We start from the raw sequence: 13,933 nt of genomic DNA, 5'->3' as shown, positions 1-13,933 counted from the left end.
TGGAAAAAGGACGGATACAAAAAATCCGGAAAGGTGAGCCATGAACGGCGTTACAGTGATCGATCATCCGCTTGTGCAGCACAAGCTGACCATCATGCGCAAGAAGGAGACCTCGACTGCGGGTTTCCGCCGGCTTCTTCGGGAAATTTCGACGCTGCTCTGCTACGAGGTGACGCGCGATCTCGAACTGACGATGGAGCGCATCGAAACGCCGCTGCAGGAAATCGACTCGCCGGTCCTCGAAGGCAAGAAGCTTGTCTTCGCCTCGATCCTGCGCGCCGGCAACGGGCTGCTCGAAGGCATGCTCGAGCTGGTGCCTTCCGCCCGCGTCTCCCATATCGGCGTCTATCGCGACCATGAAACGCTCGAAGCGGTGGAATACTACTTCAAGGCACCCGAGAGCCTGTCAGAGCGCCTGATCATCGTCGTCGATCCGATGCTTGCCACCGGCAACTCGTCGATCGCCGCGATCGACAAGCTGAAGGAACGCGGCGCCAAGAACATGCGCTTCCTCTGCCTGCTCGCCGCGCCCGAAGGCATCCGCAACTTCCAGAGCGCGCACCCGGACGTGCCGATCTTCACGGCCTCGATCGACAGCCACCTGAACGAACTCGGCTACATCATGCCCGGCCTTGGCGATGCGGGCGACCGCATGTACGGCACCAAGTGATTTGCTGATCCTTAACCAGGATCTGAAGTCGATGAAAAAACCGCCGGATCCCGGCGGTTTTTTCATGCCCTCTTAGGCGTCATCCGTTCGATTTGGGCGAGCATATCTGTTCGATCGAGAGGTGATGTCCATGCTCGCCCGTCTGCTTACATTGGCCGGTGTGGCTGCGCTTGCGGCGATGCTGGTGCCTCACTTCGCGACGAGCGTCCTGACACAGGCCGACAGCAACTCGGCCGTCGAAACGACGCCTGCCGCGCCGGCAATGACAGCGAAATACGCCTCTGGACGCAGCGTCGTGCTCGACGCGGACGGAAGGGGACATTTCTTCGGCACGTTTCGCATCAACGGCCGCACCGAACGCGGGCTGGTCGACACGGGCGCCAGCGCCATTGCCATCAACATTTCAACCGCGCGCCGGCTCGGCATCTCGCCCAGCTCGCTCTCGTTTGTCTCCCGCGTCAGCACCGCCAACGGGGTCATCGAAGCGGCTCCGACCATGCTGAGCCGGATCGAGATTGGCGGTATCGTGGTGCGCGACGTGCAGGCGCTTGTGCTGCCGGACAAGGCGCTTTCCGGCACGCTGATCGGCATGACTTTCCTCAACCGATTGTCGTCCTTCCGCGTGGAGGACGGCGCCCTGCACCTCGTCAGGTGATCTTGGCCAGGATAGGAGACCTCGTCTCCGGCTCGACGTCGTCGATCGTGTAGAGTTCCAACAGGCGTCGCCGGGCCGCTTCCGCAGCCCCCTGGTCGGCCGCGTGAACGAAGGCGATCAAATCGCCCTTCTCGACCCGCGTTCCAAGCGGCTTCAGGGCGTCGAAACCGACGCGATGATCGATCCTGTCGTCCGGATGCGAACGCCCGCCGCCGAGGGCGATCACGGCCATGCCCAGTTCCCGCGTCTCGCAGGCAGCCAGATAGCCGGATTGCTCGGTCTCGACCGGCAGGATGACCGGCGCACGGCCGAGATAGGCGACCGAGCGCTCGATGAAATCCGCCGGTCCACCCAGCGCATGGACCATCTTCCCGAAGCGTTCCAGCGCTTCTCCGCTGCCAAGCACCTTACGCGCCAGGGCTTCGCCCTGTTCGGCATCGCCGGCAGCCCCGCCCGCCACCAGCATTTCGGCGGCAAAGGCGAGCACGACCGTTTCAAGCCGTGTTCCCTTCTTCTCGCCCCGCAGGAAAGCCAGGCAGTTGTCGATCTCCAGCGCATTGCCGGCCGCGTCTGCCAGCGGTTCGTTCATGTCGGTTAGAAGTGCGCAGGTGCGCACGCCGGCGCCGTTGGCAACGTCGACCAGCGAGCGCGCCAGGATCTCGGCCTCGCGCGTGTCGCTCATGAAGGAACCGTTGCCGAGCTTGACGTCGAGCACCAGCGACTGAAGGCCGGCCGCGAGCTTCTTCGACAGGATCGAGGCCGTGATCAGAGGTACCGAATCGACGGTCGCGGTGACGTCGCGGATCGCATAGAGGCGTTTGTCGGCAGGCGCGAGATTGGCGGTCTGGCCGATGATCGCGCAGCCGATCTCGTCGACCGTGCGGCGGAAGACAGCCGCCGACGGCTGGATATCATAGCCGGGTATGGATTCGAGCTTGTCGAGCGTGCCGCCGGTGTGCCCGAGGCCACGCCCTGATATCATCGGCACGGCGAGCCCGCAGGCAGCAACGATCGGCGCCAGCATCAGCGAGACGTTGTCGCCGACACCGCCGGTCGAGTGCTTGTCGGCAATCGGGCGTGAAATGCCACTCCAGTCGAGTGTCTCGCCGCTGTCGCGCATCGCCAACGTCAGCGCGACGGTCTCCTCGCGACTCATGCCGGAGAACCAGATCGCCATGGCGAAGGCGGCGACCTGTCCTTCGGAGATAGAGCCATCCGACAGGCCGCGAATGAAATCCGCGATCTCGGCCGGGGCGAGGTGCTCGCCGTTGCGCTTTCGCCTGATGGTTTCCTGCGGAAGCATCGTCACCCGCGCACCGCGTCGGCCGCGATCATGTCTGCGAGGATTGCGGCCAGCCGCTTGCCGCCGACCGGCGCCATGTCCTTGGTCTCGTGATGGCTGATCTCGCCACCGGTCATGCCGGCGCCGAAATTGGTGATGACAGAGGCGGCAACGACGCGGAGGCCGAAGAAGCGTGCGAGGATGACTTCCGGAACCGTAGACATGCCGACGGCATCGGCGCCGAGGATGCGCGCCATGCGGATCTCCGCCGGCGTTTCGAAGCTCGGGCCGGAAAACCACATATAGACGCCGGCGAGAAGCGGAATGCCGAGGCGTTCGGCGCTCTCCTGCATTCGCCCCGCAAGCTCTGCATCATAGGCATTGGTCATGCCGACGAAGCGATCGTCACTTTCGACGCCGATCAACGGGTTGAAGCCCGAATAGTTGATGTGATCGGAGATCCGCATCACCGATCCCGGCGGCAAATCCTCCCGCAGCGATCCGGCGGAATTGGTCAGCACCAGGCATTCGATGCCGAGCGCCTTCAGGGTCTCCAGCGGGCCGCGCATCGCATTGGCGTCGCCCTGTTCGTAGTAGTGGACCCGGCCGGAGAGCATGACAACGGGCACGCCCGATAGCGTTCCGGCCACGAGCTCGCCGGCATGACCGGAGACGCTGCTGACCGGGAAGCCGGGGATTTCGGCGTAGGAGAGGCGCAACGTCTCGTCCAAAGCCTCGACCAGCGAACCGAGGCCCGAGCCGAGCACGATGCCATAACGCGGAGACAGGTCGCCGAGCCGGGCCTTCAACAGTTCAGCAGCCGCGGTCATCCCAGGATCTCGGTCTCGAAGCTGTGCGGAAGGAGATCGGATAGCGCCAGGGTCTTCTTCACCCCGGTCTCGTCACAGAGGAAGATACGCGTGCTGGCGCCGGAAAATTCCGCCAGCCGCTGACGGCAGCCGCCGCAAGGCGGGCAGAGCGCCAGCTTCTCGGCGATCACGGCCACTTCCAGGATCTTGCGCTGGCCGGCCATGACCATATGGCTGATCGCGGTGGTCTCGGCACACCATCCCTCGGGGAATGACAGGTTCTCGATGTTGGCGCCGGTGTAGATCTTGCCGTCTTCGGCGCGGATCGCCGCGCCTACCGGAAATTTCGAGTAGGGCGCATGCGCCTTGGCCATTGCGTCGCGCGCGGCTTCGAACAGTTCCTTTTCCATGGTTCTAGCGCTCCTTCACATAGGGGACGCCGCCGGCCTTCGGCGGAATGGCCTTGCCGATGAAGCCGGCAAGCAGGATTACGGTGAGGATGTAGGGCAGCGCCTGCATCAGCTGCACCGGCACCTGGCCGATCAGCGGCAGCGGATTGCCCTGCAGGCGGATGGCGAGCGCGTCAAGGAAGCCGAAGAGCAGGCAGGCAAGCATGATATTGAACGGCCGCCACTTGGCGAAGATCAGCGCTGCAAGCGCGATGTAGCCCTTGCCAGCGGTCATGCCCTTGACGAAGCCAGCGGTCATGGCCAGCGACAGATAGGCGCCGGCAAAGCCGCAGAGAATGCCGCAGCAGATGACGGCGCGATAACGCATCCAGATCACCGAGATACCGGCGGTGTCGACCGCGCCCGGGTTCTCGCCGACCGCGCGCAAACGCAGGCCGAAACGGGTGCGGTAGAGGATCCACCAGCTGATCGGCACCATGGCAAAGGCGACATAGGTCAGGATGAAATGCCCAGAGAGCAGGTCCGAATAGATCGGGCCGAGGATCGGGATTTCCCGGATACTGTCGGCATAGGGGAAGGTGATCGTCTGGAAGCGCGCGCCTTCGCCGAGCGCCGGCGTGCGACCACCCTGGCGGAACCAGGCTTCACCGAGAATGACGGTCGAGCCGGCGACGATGAAGTTGATGGCGACGCCAGAGACGATCTGGTTGCCGCGCTGGGTGATCGAGGCATAGCCGTGCACCAGCGACAGCGCGATCGAGATCAGGATGGCGGCGAGCAGCCCCATCCAGACGGATTGGGTGACGGCAGCGACAGCGCCGGCGGCAAAGGCGGCCCCAAGCATCTTGCCTTCAAGGCCGATGTCGAAGATGCCGGCGCGCTCGGTAAAGAGCCCTGCCAGCGCTGCGAAGATCAGCGGAACGGATACGCGGATGGTGGACTCAAGGAGCACCACGATGACGTGGAAGAAATCCATGGCTTCAAGCTCCCTTGGTCTGTGCCACGACGGCCGCACGGCGGCTCTGCATCGCAAACAGCCGGGCAATCGCCGGCCTGAACATGTTTTCGAGTGCACCGGCAAAGAGAATGACGAGACCCTGGATGATGACGATCATGTCGCGCGAGATCGACGGCATTTCGAAGGAGATTTCTGCTCCGCCCTGGTAGAGCATGCCGAAGAGAATGGCCGCCGGGATGATGCCGGCCGGATGCGAGCGGCCCATCAGCGCCACGGCGATGCCGACGAAGCCTGCGCCCTGCACGAAGTCGAGCTGCATGCGCCCCTGTTCGCCCATGATCGGATTGAGCGCCATCATGCCGGCAAGCGCGCCTGAGATCATCATGGTGATGACGGTAATACGGCTCTCGCTCATGCCGGCGTAACGGGCAGCCGAAGGGCTGTGGCCCATGGTGCGCATCTCATAGCCAAGCTTGGTGCGCCAGATCAAAAGCCAGACGCAGAAGGCCGCGACCAGCGCCAGCAGGAACGAGACGTTGAACGGCGCCGTGCCGATATCGAGGCCAAAGATCGCGAGCAGCCAATCGAGCTTGGGCAGTTGCCCCCCTTCGGCGAAGGTGCGCGTCTGCGGCGACATGGAGCCAAGCGGCTTCAGCACGCGTGTGAGCAGGTAGACCATCAGGCTCGAGGCGATGAAGTTGAACATGATCGTCGTGATGACGATGTGGCTGCCGCGCTTGGCCTGCAGCCAGCCGGGCAGGAAGGCCCAGGCGGCGCCGAAGAAGGCGGAACCGAGGATCGCCAGCGGGAAGACGACGAACCACGGCATCGTCTGGTCGAGCCAAAGGCAGGCGAGTGCCACGCCGATGCCCCCGACATAGGCCTGGCCTTCGCCGCCGATGTTGAAGAGGCCGGCATGGAAAGCGACCGCGACGGCAAGACCGGTGAAGATGAAGGTGGTGGCGTAGTACAGCGTAAAGCCGAGATATTCGCCGCGGCCGAAGGCGCCGTTGATCAGGTGATAGGCCGCCTCCAGCGGGTTTTCACCGACGAGCAGCACGACGAGACCGGCGACGAGGAAGGCAACGGCGAGGTTGACCAGCGGGACGAGGCCGTATTCGACCCAGCCCGGAAGCTTAGCATAGGGGGTGCTCATTCTGCGGCCTCCTTGCGGCCTTCAACGCCGGCCATCAGCAGGCCGAGTTCGCCCTCGGTCGCATCCGGATCGCGCTCACCGACGACACGGCCGGCAAACATGACGAGGATACGGTCCGACAGGGCGCGGATTTCATCGAGTTCCACGGAGACCAAAAGGACAGCCATGCCCTGGTCACGCATCTCGATGATCCGTCTATGGATGAATTCGATGGCGCCGACATCGACCCCGCGCGTCGGCTGGCCGATGATCAGCACATCGGGCCCGCGCTCCATTTCGCGCGCCAGCACGATCTTCTGCTGGTTGCCGCCGGAGAAATTGGCGGTCTTCAGCCGCGGATTCGGTGGGCGGATGTCGTATTCGGCGATGCGCTGCTCGGCGTCCTTGCGGATCGCATCGACGTTCAGGAAGACTCCGTTGAGGTAACGCTTGTCGTGATGGTAGCCGAGGATCGCGTTTTCGCATTCCTCGAACTTCAGCACGAGGCCGACATGGTGCCGGTCTTCCGGCACGTGGGCGAGCCCACGATTGCGCAGTTCGGAAGGGTCGGCGCGGCCGGTAACGTCGATCGGCTTGCCGTTCAGAAGCACGGAGCCCGACACGGCGCGACGGATGCCGGAAATCGCTTCGAGCAGTTCGGACTGACCGTTGCCGGCAACACCGGCGATGCCGACGATCTCGCCCGCCCTCAGGTTGAAGGAGACGTTGTCGACCATGGTGACGCCGCGGCCGTCCTTGACCGTCAGCCCATCGACGGCGAGCTTCACCTCGCCGGGCTTGGCTTCGCCCTTTTCGACACGCAGCAAGACGCGACGGCCGACCATGAGTTCAGCGAGTTCTTCCACCGAAGTCTCGGCCGTCGTGCGCGTCGCGACCATCTCGCCGCGGCGCATGACCGATACTTCGTCGGTGATCGCCATGATCTCGCGCAGCTTGTGGGTGATGAGGATGACGGTCTTGCCCTGGTTCTTCAGCTGTTCGAGCACCCGGAAGAGGTGGTCGGCCTCGGCTGGCGTCAAGACGCCGGTCGGCTCGTCGAGGATCAGGATATCGGCGCGGCGATAGAGCGCCTTCAGGATCTCGACGCGCTGCTGCAGACCAACGGGCAGTTCCTCGATGACGGCATCCGGATCGACTTCCAGCGCGTATTCGCGCTCCAGCCGCTTCAGCTCGACGCGCGCCTTGGCGATACCCTTGTTGAGGATCTGGCTGTCCTCCGCGCCGAGCATGATGTTTTCGAGCACCGTGAAATTCTCGACCAGCATAAAATGCTGGTGGACCATGCCGATGCCGGCGGCGATCGCCGCATTCGGATCACGGATGGCGACTGGTTTTCCATCGACGAGGATTTCACCGCTATCGGCCTGATAGAAGCCGTAGAGGATCGACATCAGGGTCGATTTTCCCGCACCGTTTTCGCCAATGATGCCGTGGATCGTCCCTTTGCGGACTTTTAGATTGATGTTCTTGTTGGCGTGGACCGGACCGAAACTCTTGTCGATCCCACGCAGTTCGATGGCAATATTGTCCATATTGGCCTTGCGATCCCCAAACTGGCCCGCTTCGGCATTCTTCCCAGAAACCGTGCCGGCGATTTTTTTACCATTTGGTCTAAGTTTATCATCGATTTTTCGGGGCGAAAGCCCTCAACCGTGATCTCCTTATACTCTCATCAGATCGCTGGTGAGAGTCCAGCGTGAATATACACAGGCACTTGGACGCGAAAAACCGGCGACAATGGGTGCCGCCGGTCCTTCGTCCTGGGAGTTATGGTGGTTCTCAGGCGGCTCGCACGGGCCGAAGTAGCCTGAGGGCATTCATCGTGACGAGAACGGTGGCACCGGTGTCGGCGAGGATCGCCGGCCAAAGGCCGGTGACGCCGATGATCGTCGTCACCAGGAAGACGGCCTTCAGGCCAAGCGCAATCGTGATGTTCTGTACGATGTTGCGCATCGTCGAGCGCGAGAGCCGGATCATCGCCGCAACGTCGCCCACGCGGCCGTGCAAGACCGCTGCGTCCGCCGTTTCCAGCGCCACATCGGTGCCACCGCCCATGGCGATACCGATATCGGCCGCGGCCAGCGCCGGCGCGTCGTTGATGCCGTCGCCGATCTTGGCGACATTGAAGCCTTCCGCCTTCAATTCGCGCACGATGCGTTGCTTGTCCTCGGGCAGCAGTTCAGCGCGGACCTCCATGCCGAACTGGCGGCCGATCGCTTCGGCCGTGCGGCGGTTGTCGCCGGTCAGCATGACGACGCGCAGGCCGGCATCGGTGAGCGCCTTCACGCCCGCGGCCGCATCCGGCCGGGGCTCGTCGCGCATGGCGATGGCGCCGGCAATCATGCCGCCGGCCACCAGCACCGAAACGGTCTTGCCTTCATCGTTGAGTGCCGCGACGCGCGCTTTTTCGTCGGGCGTCATCGGCGTCCGCTCGGCGGCAGCTTTGGGCGAACCGAAGAAGAGTGCTGCGCCTTCGACCGTGCCTTCCAGCCCCTTGCCGCCGACCGCATTCACGGTGGCGATAGTGGGGATCGCAACGCCATCGGTTGCGCTGCGTTCAAGGATGGCCCGGGCAAGCGGGTGGCTCGATCCCTGCTCCAGCGCGGCCGCGAGGCGCAGAACGTCGGCCTCCGAGCGGCCGAAGCCGACGATATCCGTCACCTTCGGCTTGCCTTCGGTCAGCGTTCCGGTCTTGTCGAAGGCGGCGGCCGTGACCTTGCCGACATTCTCAAGCACGGCGCCACCCTTCATCAGCAAGCCGCGACGGGCGCCGGCCGAAAGACTGGCGGCGATCGCTGCCGGCGTCGAGATGACCAGCGCGCAGGGGCAGCCGATCAAGAGGATCGCAAGCCCCTTGTAGATCCATTCATCCCAGGAGCCGCCCCAGAGAAGCGGCGGCAGAACGGCAACAAGCGCCGCAACGACGACGACACCCGGCGTGTAGTAGCGCGAGAAGCGGTCGATGAAGCGCTCGGTCGGCGCCTTGCTTTCTTGGGCTTCCTCCACCATGCGGACGATGCGCGCAATGGTGTTGTCGGCAGCGGCGGCCGTGACCCGCACGCGCAGCGCGCCGGAACCATTGACGGTGCCGGCAACGACGGTGTCGTCGACCTCCTTGCGCACCGGCGTGCTTTCGCCGGTCACCGGCGCTTCGTCGACGGCGCTTTCGCCAGAGAGAATGACGCCATCGGCCGGAATGCGATCGCCGGGGCGAACGAGAATGACGGCGCCGACGCTCAGCGTCTCAGCGGGAACCTCATCCAACCGCCCGTCGCGCTCGACGAAGGCGGATTTCGGAACGAGGGCCGTCAGCGACTGGATGCTGGCGCGCGCCTTGCCGGCGGCCACGCCTTCCAGCAGTTCACCGACCAGGAAGAGCAGGACGACCATCGCCGCCTCCTCGGTCGCACCGATGAAGACCGCGCCGATCGCGGCAATCGTCATCAGCATCTCGATCGAAAACGGCGTGCCCATGGTTGCGGCGACAAAGGCGCGCCGCGCGATCGGCAACAGACCCACGAGCATGGCCAGCGTAAAGATCCAGGGTTCGGTCGCCGGAATCGTCTTGCCGAGCGCATAGGCAGCAATCAGGGCCAGGCCGCTGGCGATCGTCAGCTTGCCCTTGCCCGACTTCCACCAGGGACCGCTCGTCGGGCCGTGGTCATGACCATGAAGTCCCATCGCGGCTGCGGCCGCCTCACTCTTATGGCCGGCGTTGCCTTCGTGATGACGGCCGTGATCATCGTGTCGGTGATCGTGATCATGACCGTGGTCGTGATCGTGACCGCTGTGATCGTGGTCATGGTCATGATCATGCTCATGATTGTGATCGTGCCCGGAGCAGACATGGGCCGTCTTGCGTTCCGGCGCCTGGCCGGCCTGGATCGGATGCAAACGATAGCCGAGCTTTCCAACCCTGCTCACGATCGATGTCGAAAGATCGTTCTCGTCGGCAAACTTGACCGACATGGTGCCCGCCGACACAGAGACCGATACGTCCTCGACGCCCGAAAGCCGACGCACCGCCGTATCGATCTTGGACGCGCAGGACGCGCAATCCATGCCTTCGACGCGATAACGGGCTTCCCGAATAGTGCTCGCCATAACCTGCTCCTTGCAAATTCTGAAGCAAGGCTACGACCTCTAGCAACTAGAGCTACAAGGCCAAATTGCCGCCTGAATGCAGATTTTTGGCGAATTATCGTGACAGGAAGCGGATAACCCAGTCGGCGATACCCCGATAGGGTGGTTTCACCAGGTCGCTCGGCGCCGGATCGAGTTTCCTCAGCACCGGCATCGCCTTGGAGAAGGTCAGGAAGCCGTCGCGCCCGTGATAGTGCCCCATGCCGCTGGCGCCGACGCCGCCGAAGGGCAGGTCGTTACAGCCGAACTGGTAGAGCGTGTCGTTGACGCAGACGCCGCCGGCGACGATGCGCGACAGAACCGCCTCGATTTCGGCATTGTCGCGACTGAAGCAATAAAGCGCCAGCGGGCGGTCGCGATCGCGCACATAGGCGATGGCCTCCTCGATGGAGGCGTAACTGACGACGGGAAGGATCGGCCCAAATATTTCCTCGCCCATGACGGCGCTATCGCGGTCCGGCTCCAGCACGAGTGTCGGCATGAGGACGCGTCGCCGCGCGACCACGTCCACTGCCCCGTCGAGAAGCGAAACCACCGGATGGCCGCGCCCCTCGGCGTCCGCAATCAGCCGCTTCAAGCGCTCGTACTGGGCGTCGTTGATGATCGAGGTGTAATCGTCGAGACTGCGTTTCGACCGGTAGCGCGCGGCAATTTCCCGCTTCAGCAATTCCGTGAAAGCATCCCGCTTGCTCTCATGGATCAGCACATAGTCGGGCGCGATGCAGGTCTGGCCGGCGTTGAAGAACTTGCCGGTTGCAATACGGGCGGCGGCCTTGGCGAGGTCCGCGTGCTCTCCGACGATCGCCGGCGACTTGCCGCCGAGCTCCAGCGTAACAGGCGTCAGGTTCTGCGCGGCGGCCGCCATCACCTTGCGCCCGACGGCGGTCGAGCCGGTGAAGAACAGGTGATCAAAGGGCAGCGCCGAAAAGGCGGCCGAAAGCTCGGCCGTCCCAAGCGCGACCGCCACCCGCGTGTCCGGAAAGACTTCGGCAAGCAGCGAACGAAGGAATTCCGCGGTGCGCGGCGTGTGTTCGGACGGCTTCAGGTACACGTGGTTGCCGGCGGCGATCGCCGCCACCAGCGGCGCAAGCGCCAGGTTGACCGGATAGTTCCACGGCGAAATGATGCCGACGACGCCGAGCGGCACGTACCGCACCTCGGCCTTCGCCGGCCACAGTTTCCAGCCGGCCTTGCGACGCTCCGGCCGAACCCAATGTTTGAGCTTTGCCAGCGTGTGGTCGATTTCCGCAAGCACGACGCCACCTTCGCCAAGCAAGGTCTCATGCCGGGCGCGATGGCCAAAGTCCTGGTCGATCGCCTCGCACATCTCCTCCATGCGGGCGCGCAGGCGATCCCTGAGCCGGCTCAGGTCCGCACGGCGTTGCTCAACGGACGGCCTTTCGTCGCGCCAGGCTGCGCGCAGTCCGTCAAAGGTGGCACGGAGGTGTGAAGTATTGTCAGTGGCTGTGGTCATCGGTCGAACGGGCAAAAAACCATTGGGCCGCGTAATAGGTGCCGAGCACCCAGAGCGCGTTGAAGGGGATCGCGAAGCGGAAGCGACCATAGGCGAGAATGCTGTCGCTGATCAGGAACAACAGGCCGCCATAGGCGGCGAACCGTGCTGCCGTCGCCTGAGGCGTTCCCGCAAGCTGCCGGGCCCGGGAGATGGCCTGGGCCGCCATGACACCGAGCGCCAGTGCATAGATGATGACGGGAATGCGCATGTCCTCGGGAAGCGACGTCCAGAGCCCACCGACAACCGCGAGCGCAACGAGGGCAAAGGCGGCGAAGATACCTTTGCTATCGGCAAATCTGGCGTCGCGGGTGAGCGCATAGATGTAGGCGCAATGGGTCAGCAGGAAGCAAACGAGGCCGGCGAGGAAATAATCACCCGGCAGCATCAGGAAGACATCGCCGGCTGCCGCAAAGACAAGGCCCATCGCGACGGCCCAGGTATAGGCACTGGATGTTTGGGAGATCGTTCGCAACACCACGACGAGAAGCAGCAGGGTCGCCGTGGGCTTGGTCAGATAATGCAGCCAGCGCCAGAAAGAATCGTCCGAGGCGGAAAGCAGGCTGCCGAGGATTGCCAGGCCGGCACAGACAAAAAAGAGCGCGTAGGCGGGTCGATTTTGCCGAACGTCCAGGGTTCCCTGATAACTCATGCGACGCCACTCCCCCGCCCTGTCCGAGCCGCGTTTGGACTCCGGTTCACCGCGATAGTTTCTATTTTTGCGCGATTGTCCAGCGCGGTGCGCGACATCAAGAACGACCACGCTTTCCCGATGGTATGCGATCCGTCATCACCCATGTGATGAACCGACTTTCTCGCGGCCGGATTGGCCTTTCGCCGGCGGCGGGCCCATAGTGCGTTCATGATCGCCAGTCCCGCCAGCCTGCCGCAGCCAAAATCAGCCCCCGAACTTCTTTTGTTGCACGCCTTGCCGCTCGACGGCTCCATGTGGGCGAAGCAGATGCATCTTTTGCCTGACGCAACGTATGCGCCAAGCCTCTATTGCGCAGGCGACACCCTTCACGCTTGGGCGCGAGCCGCGCTCGAACCGGTCAAGGGCGACAACATCATCGTGGTCGGCTGTTCCGTCGGCGGATCCTGCGCACTCGAGGTCGCGATGATCGCGCCGGAACGGGTATCTTCTCTCGTGCTCATTGGTACGAAAGCGAGACACCGGCCCGATCCGGCTTTCCACGCCCGCGCTCTTCGGGTGATCGAGAAGGATGGCCTGGAGGCGGCCTGGGAAACCTACTGGGCGCCGTTGTTTTCACGCGCCACGAGCGCCGCCGTCGTCGACCAGGCGAAAAGGATGGCACTGCCGCACTTACCCGGTGAGATCGCCCGCGGGGTCAGCGTGTTTCACACAAGACCGAGCCGGGATGATTGCCTCTCCGCGTTTCCCGGCCGTGTCACGATCGTAAGCGGTGCGGACGACGTTGCTCCCGGGCCAAAGATCAGCGCCTCCCAGGCAGAAGCCACCCTCGATGGACATCTGCGCATCATCCCCGAGTGCGGTCATTATGTACCCTTGGAGCGACCCGGCGCACTCAATCGGATACTGGCTGAGGTAATCGCGGCGCAGCGGCGGGAGCCAAGAACCCGTTGATGGCGTGCTGGCGGCGCGACTTGGCGCTGTTTGTTTCGCCTTTTGGTGCGGTGTCAACTTCGCCTTTAAACGGACAAAAGCCCGCGGGATTTCTCCATGCGGGCTTTATGATTTGGTTGCGGGGGCAGGATTTGAACCTGCGGCCTTCAGGTTATGAGCCTGACGAGCTACCGGGCTGCTCCACCCCGCGTCCAGCGCAAATCCCTTTGGGATTTGGCGCGATCGCGTAAACCGCTTTGCGGTTTATGCTTTTCCGGTCCGGGTTTTGCGTGCGCAAAATCCCGTTATTTGTCTCAAACCTAGCAAAACAAAAGGGCCGCTTGAGGGCGGCCCGTGTTCGGCTGGGCCGAGGGATGAAGAGAAGGAGATCTTTGATTTCCGGATTTTATCTTGCGCTTTGCAGACCTGGCAGCGACCTACTCTCCCGCGTCTTAAGACGAAGTACCATCGGCGCTGGGGCGTTTCACGGCCGTGTTCGGAATGGGAACGGGTGCAGCCACCCCGCCAGAACCACCAGGTCGGCAAAGCGCAAGATTTGAGCTTGCGGGCTCAAACCGGAATGAGAAGCTGGTGAGTTGGTCGAGCCAACTCGTTTTGTTTTGAACACGTCTTTTAGCTCATCATGTGATGAGCATGAGCAATGGGAACGATCAAGCCAATCGAACGATTAGTACTGGTAAGCTTCATGCGTTGCCGCACTTCCACACCCAGCCTATCAACGTGGTCGTCTT

The 13,933-nt window shown here is 63.2% G+C and carries 12 protein-coding genes, 1 tRNA gene and 2 rRNA genes; 3 read left to right on the top strand and 12 right to left on the bottom strand.

Annotated elements, in window-relative coordinates:
* Positions 1–40 precede the first annotated feature (40 nt).
* Together upp and M2267_RS00070 are read left to right on the top strand one after the other, a co-directional pair.
* Positions 41–670 (top strand): uracil phosphoribosyltransferase, encoded by a 630-nt coding sequence (gene upp, locus M2267_RS00075; RefSeq protein ID WP_034805105.1) that lies wholly within the window; start codon positions 41–43, stop codon positions 668–670.
* A gap of 130 nt (positions 671–800) precedes the next feature.
* Positions 801–1,325, top strand: a complete 525-nt coding sequence (locus tag M2267_RS00070) for a TIGR02281 family clan AA aspartic protease (protein WP_429111804.1) — start codon at positions 801–803, stop codon at positions 1,323–1,325.
* Here the strand turns inward: M2267_RS00070 and deoA are convergent.
* From deoA to M2267_RS00025, 9 genes are all read right to left on the bottom strand, one after another.
* Positions 1,318–2,634 (bottom strand): thymidine phosphorylase, encoded by a 1,317-nt coding sequence (gene deoA, locus M2267_RS00065; RefSeq protein ID WP_429111802.1) that lies wholly within the window; start codon positions 2,632–2,634, stop codon positions 1,318–1,320. The two genes, M2267_RS00070 and deoA, sit on opposite strands and share 8 nt — an antisense overlap.
* Positions 2,631–3,437 (bottom strand): purine-nucleoside phosphorylase, encoded by an 807-nt coding sequence (locus M2267_RS00060; RefSeq protein WP_429111800.1) that lies wholly within the window; start codon positions 3,435–3,437, stop codon positions 2,631–2,633. The genes deoA and M2267_RS00060 overlap by 4 nt, the downstream gene beginning before the upstream one ends.
* Positions 3,434–3,826 (bottom strand): cytidine deaminase, encoded by a 393-nt coding sequence (locus M2267_RS00055; RefSeq protein ID WP_043622805.1) that lies wholly within the window; start codon positions 3,824–3,826, stop codon positions 3,434–3,436. Before M2267_RS00055 ends, M2267_RS00060 begins: the two co-directional genes overlap by 4 nt.
* 4 nt (positions 3,827–3,830) lie before the next feature.
* Entirely contained in the window at positions 3,831–4,802 is a 972-nt protein-coding gene (locus M2267_RS00050) for an ABC transporter permease (protein ID WP_043622808.1), read from the bottom strand.
* Positions 4,803–4,806: 4 nt separating this feature from the next.
* Positions 4,807–5,940, bottom strand: a complete 1,134-nt coding sequence (locus M2267_RS00045; protein ID WP_034805123.1) for an ABC transporter permease — start codon at positions 5,938–5,940, stop codon at positions 4,807–4,809.
* Complete coding sequence (locus M2267_RS00040) at positions 5,937–7,472, bottom strand: ABC transporter ATP-binding protein (protein WP_429111796.1); 1,536 nt, start codon at positions 7,470–7,472, stop codon at positions 5,937–5,939. The genes M2267_RS00045 and M2267_RS00040 overlap by 4 nt, the downstream gene beginning before the upstream one ends.
* A gap of 247 nt (positions 7,473–7,719) precedes the next feature.
* Entirely contained in the window at positions 7,720–10,044 is a 2,325-nt protein-coding gene (locus tag M2267_RS00035; protein WP_429111795.1) for a heavy metal translocating P-type ATPase, read from the bottom strand.
* 94 nt (positions 10,045–10,138) lie between these two features.
* Positions 10,139–11,557, bottom strand: a complete 1,419-nt coding sequence (locus tag M2267_RS00030; protein ID WP_429111794.1) for a coniferyl aldehyde dehydrogenase — start codon at positions 11,555–11,557, stop codon at positions 10,139–10,141.
* A complete protein-coding gene (locus tag M2267_RS00025; protein WP_429111792.1) occupies positions 11,541–12,248 on the bottom strand; it encodes a lysoplasmalogenase in 708 nt (235 codons plus the stop codon). Before M2267_RS00025 ends, M2267_RS00030 begins: the two co-directional genes overlap by 17 nt.
* A gap of 210 nt (positions 12,249–12,458) precedes the next feature.
* Here M2267_RS00025 and M2267_RS00020 point away from each other — a divergent pair, with 210 nt between their 5' ends.
* Complete coding sequence (locus tag M2267_RS00020; protein WP_429111790.1) at positions 12,459–13,202, top strand: alpha/beta fold hydrolase; 744 nt, start codon at positions 12,459–12,461, stop codon at positions 13,200–13,202.
* A 113-nt stretch (positions 13,203–13,315) separates the two neighbouring features.
* Here M2267_RS00020 and M2267_RS00015 read toward each other — a convergent pair.
* The 3 genes from M2267_RS00015 to M2267_RS00005 all read right to left on the bottom strand — a co-directional run.
* Positions 13,316–13,392 (bottom strand) — tRNA-Met (locus tag M2267_RS00015).
* A gap of 213 nt (positions 13,393–13,605) precedes the next feature.
* Positions 13,606–13,720 (bottom strand): 5S ribosomal RNA (rrf, locus tag M2267_RS00010).
* A gap of 128 nt (positions 13,721–13,848) precedes the next feature.
* Positions 13,849–13,933: ribosomal RNA gene (locus tag M2267_RS00005) — 23S ribosomal RNA — on the bottom strand; the annotation flags it as partial.

Origin of the sequence: Ensifer sp. KUDG1 (assembly GCF_050434285.1) — a bacterium.
In the GTDB taxonomy this organism is placed as follows: Bacteria; Pseudomonadota; Alphaproteobacteria; order Rhizobiales; family Rhizobiaceae; genus Ensifer.
The sequence above is the reverse complement of the archived record's forward strand: the minus strand, read 5'-3'. Positions and strand labels throughout refer to the sequence as shown.

Bases quoted from the DNA above. Each gene is read 5' to 3' on its own strand.
- upp (WP_034805105.1), top strand. From the start codon at position 41: ATGAACGGCGTTACAGTGATCGATCATCCGCTTGTGCAGCACAAGCTG.
- M2267_RS00070 (WP_429111804.1), top strand. From the start codon at position 801: ATGCTCGCCCGTCTGCTTACATTGGCCGGTGTGGCTGCGCTTGCGGCG.
- M2267_RS00060 (WP_429111800.1), bottom strand. From the start codon at position 3,437: ATGACCGCGGCTGCTGAACTGTTGAAGGCCCGGCTCGGCGACCTGTCT.
- M2267_RS00055 (WP_043622805.1), bottom strand. From the start codon at position 3,826: ATGGAAAAGGAACTGTTCGAAGCCGCGCGCGACGCAATGGCCAAGGCG.
- M2267_RS00050 (WP_043622808.1), bottom strand. From the start codon at position 4,802: ATGGATTTCTTCCACGTCATCGTGGTGCTCCTTGAGTCCACCATCCGC.
- M2267_RS00045 (WP_034805123.1), bottom strand. From the start codon at position 5,940: ATGAGCACCCCCTATGCTAAGCTTCCGGGCTGGGTCGAATACGGCCTC.
- M2267_RS00040 (WP_429111796.1), bottom strand. From the start codon at position 7,472: ATGGACAATATTGCCATCGAACTGCGTGGGATCGACAAGAGTTTCGGT.
- M2267_RS00035 (WP_429111795.1), bottom strand. From the start codon at position 10,044: ATGGCGAGCACTATTCGGGAAGCCCGTTATCGCGTCGAAGGCATGGAT.
- M2267_RS00030 (WP_429111794.1), bottom strand. From the start codon at position 11,557: ATGACCACAGCCACTGACAATACTTCACACCTCCGTGCCACCTTTGAC.
- M2267_RS00025 (WP_429111792.1), bottom strand. From the start codon at position 12,248: ATGAGTTATCAGGGAACCCTGGACGTTCGGCAAAATCGACCCGCCTAC.
- M2267_RS00020 (WP_429111790.1), top strand. From the start codon at position 12,459: ATGATCGCCAGTCCCGCCAGCCTGCCGCAGCCAAAATCAGCCCCCGAA.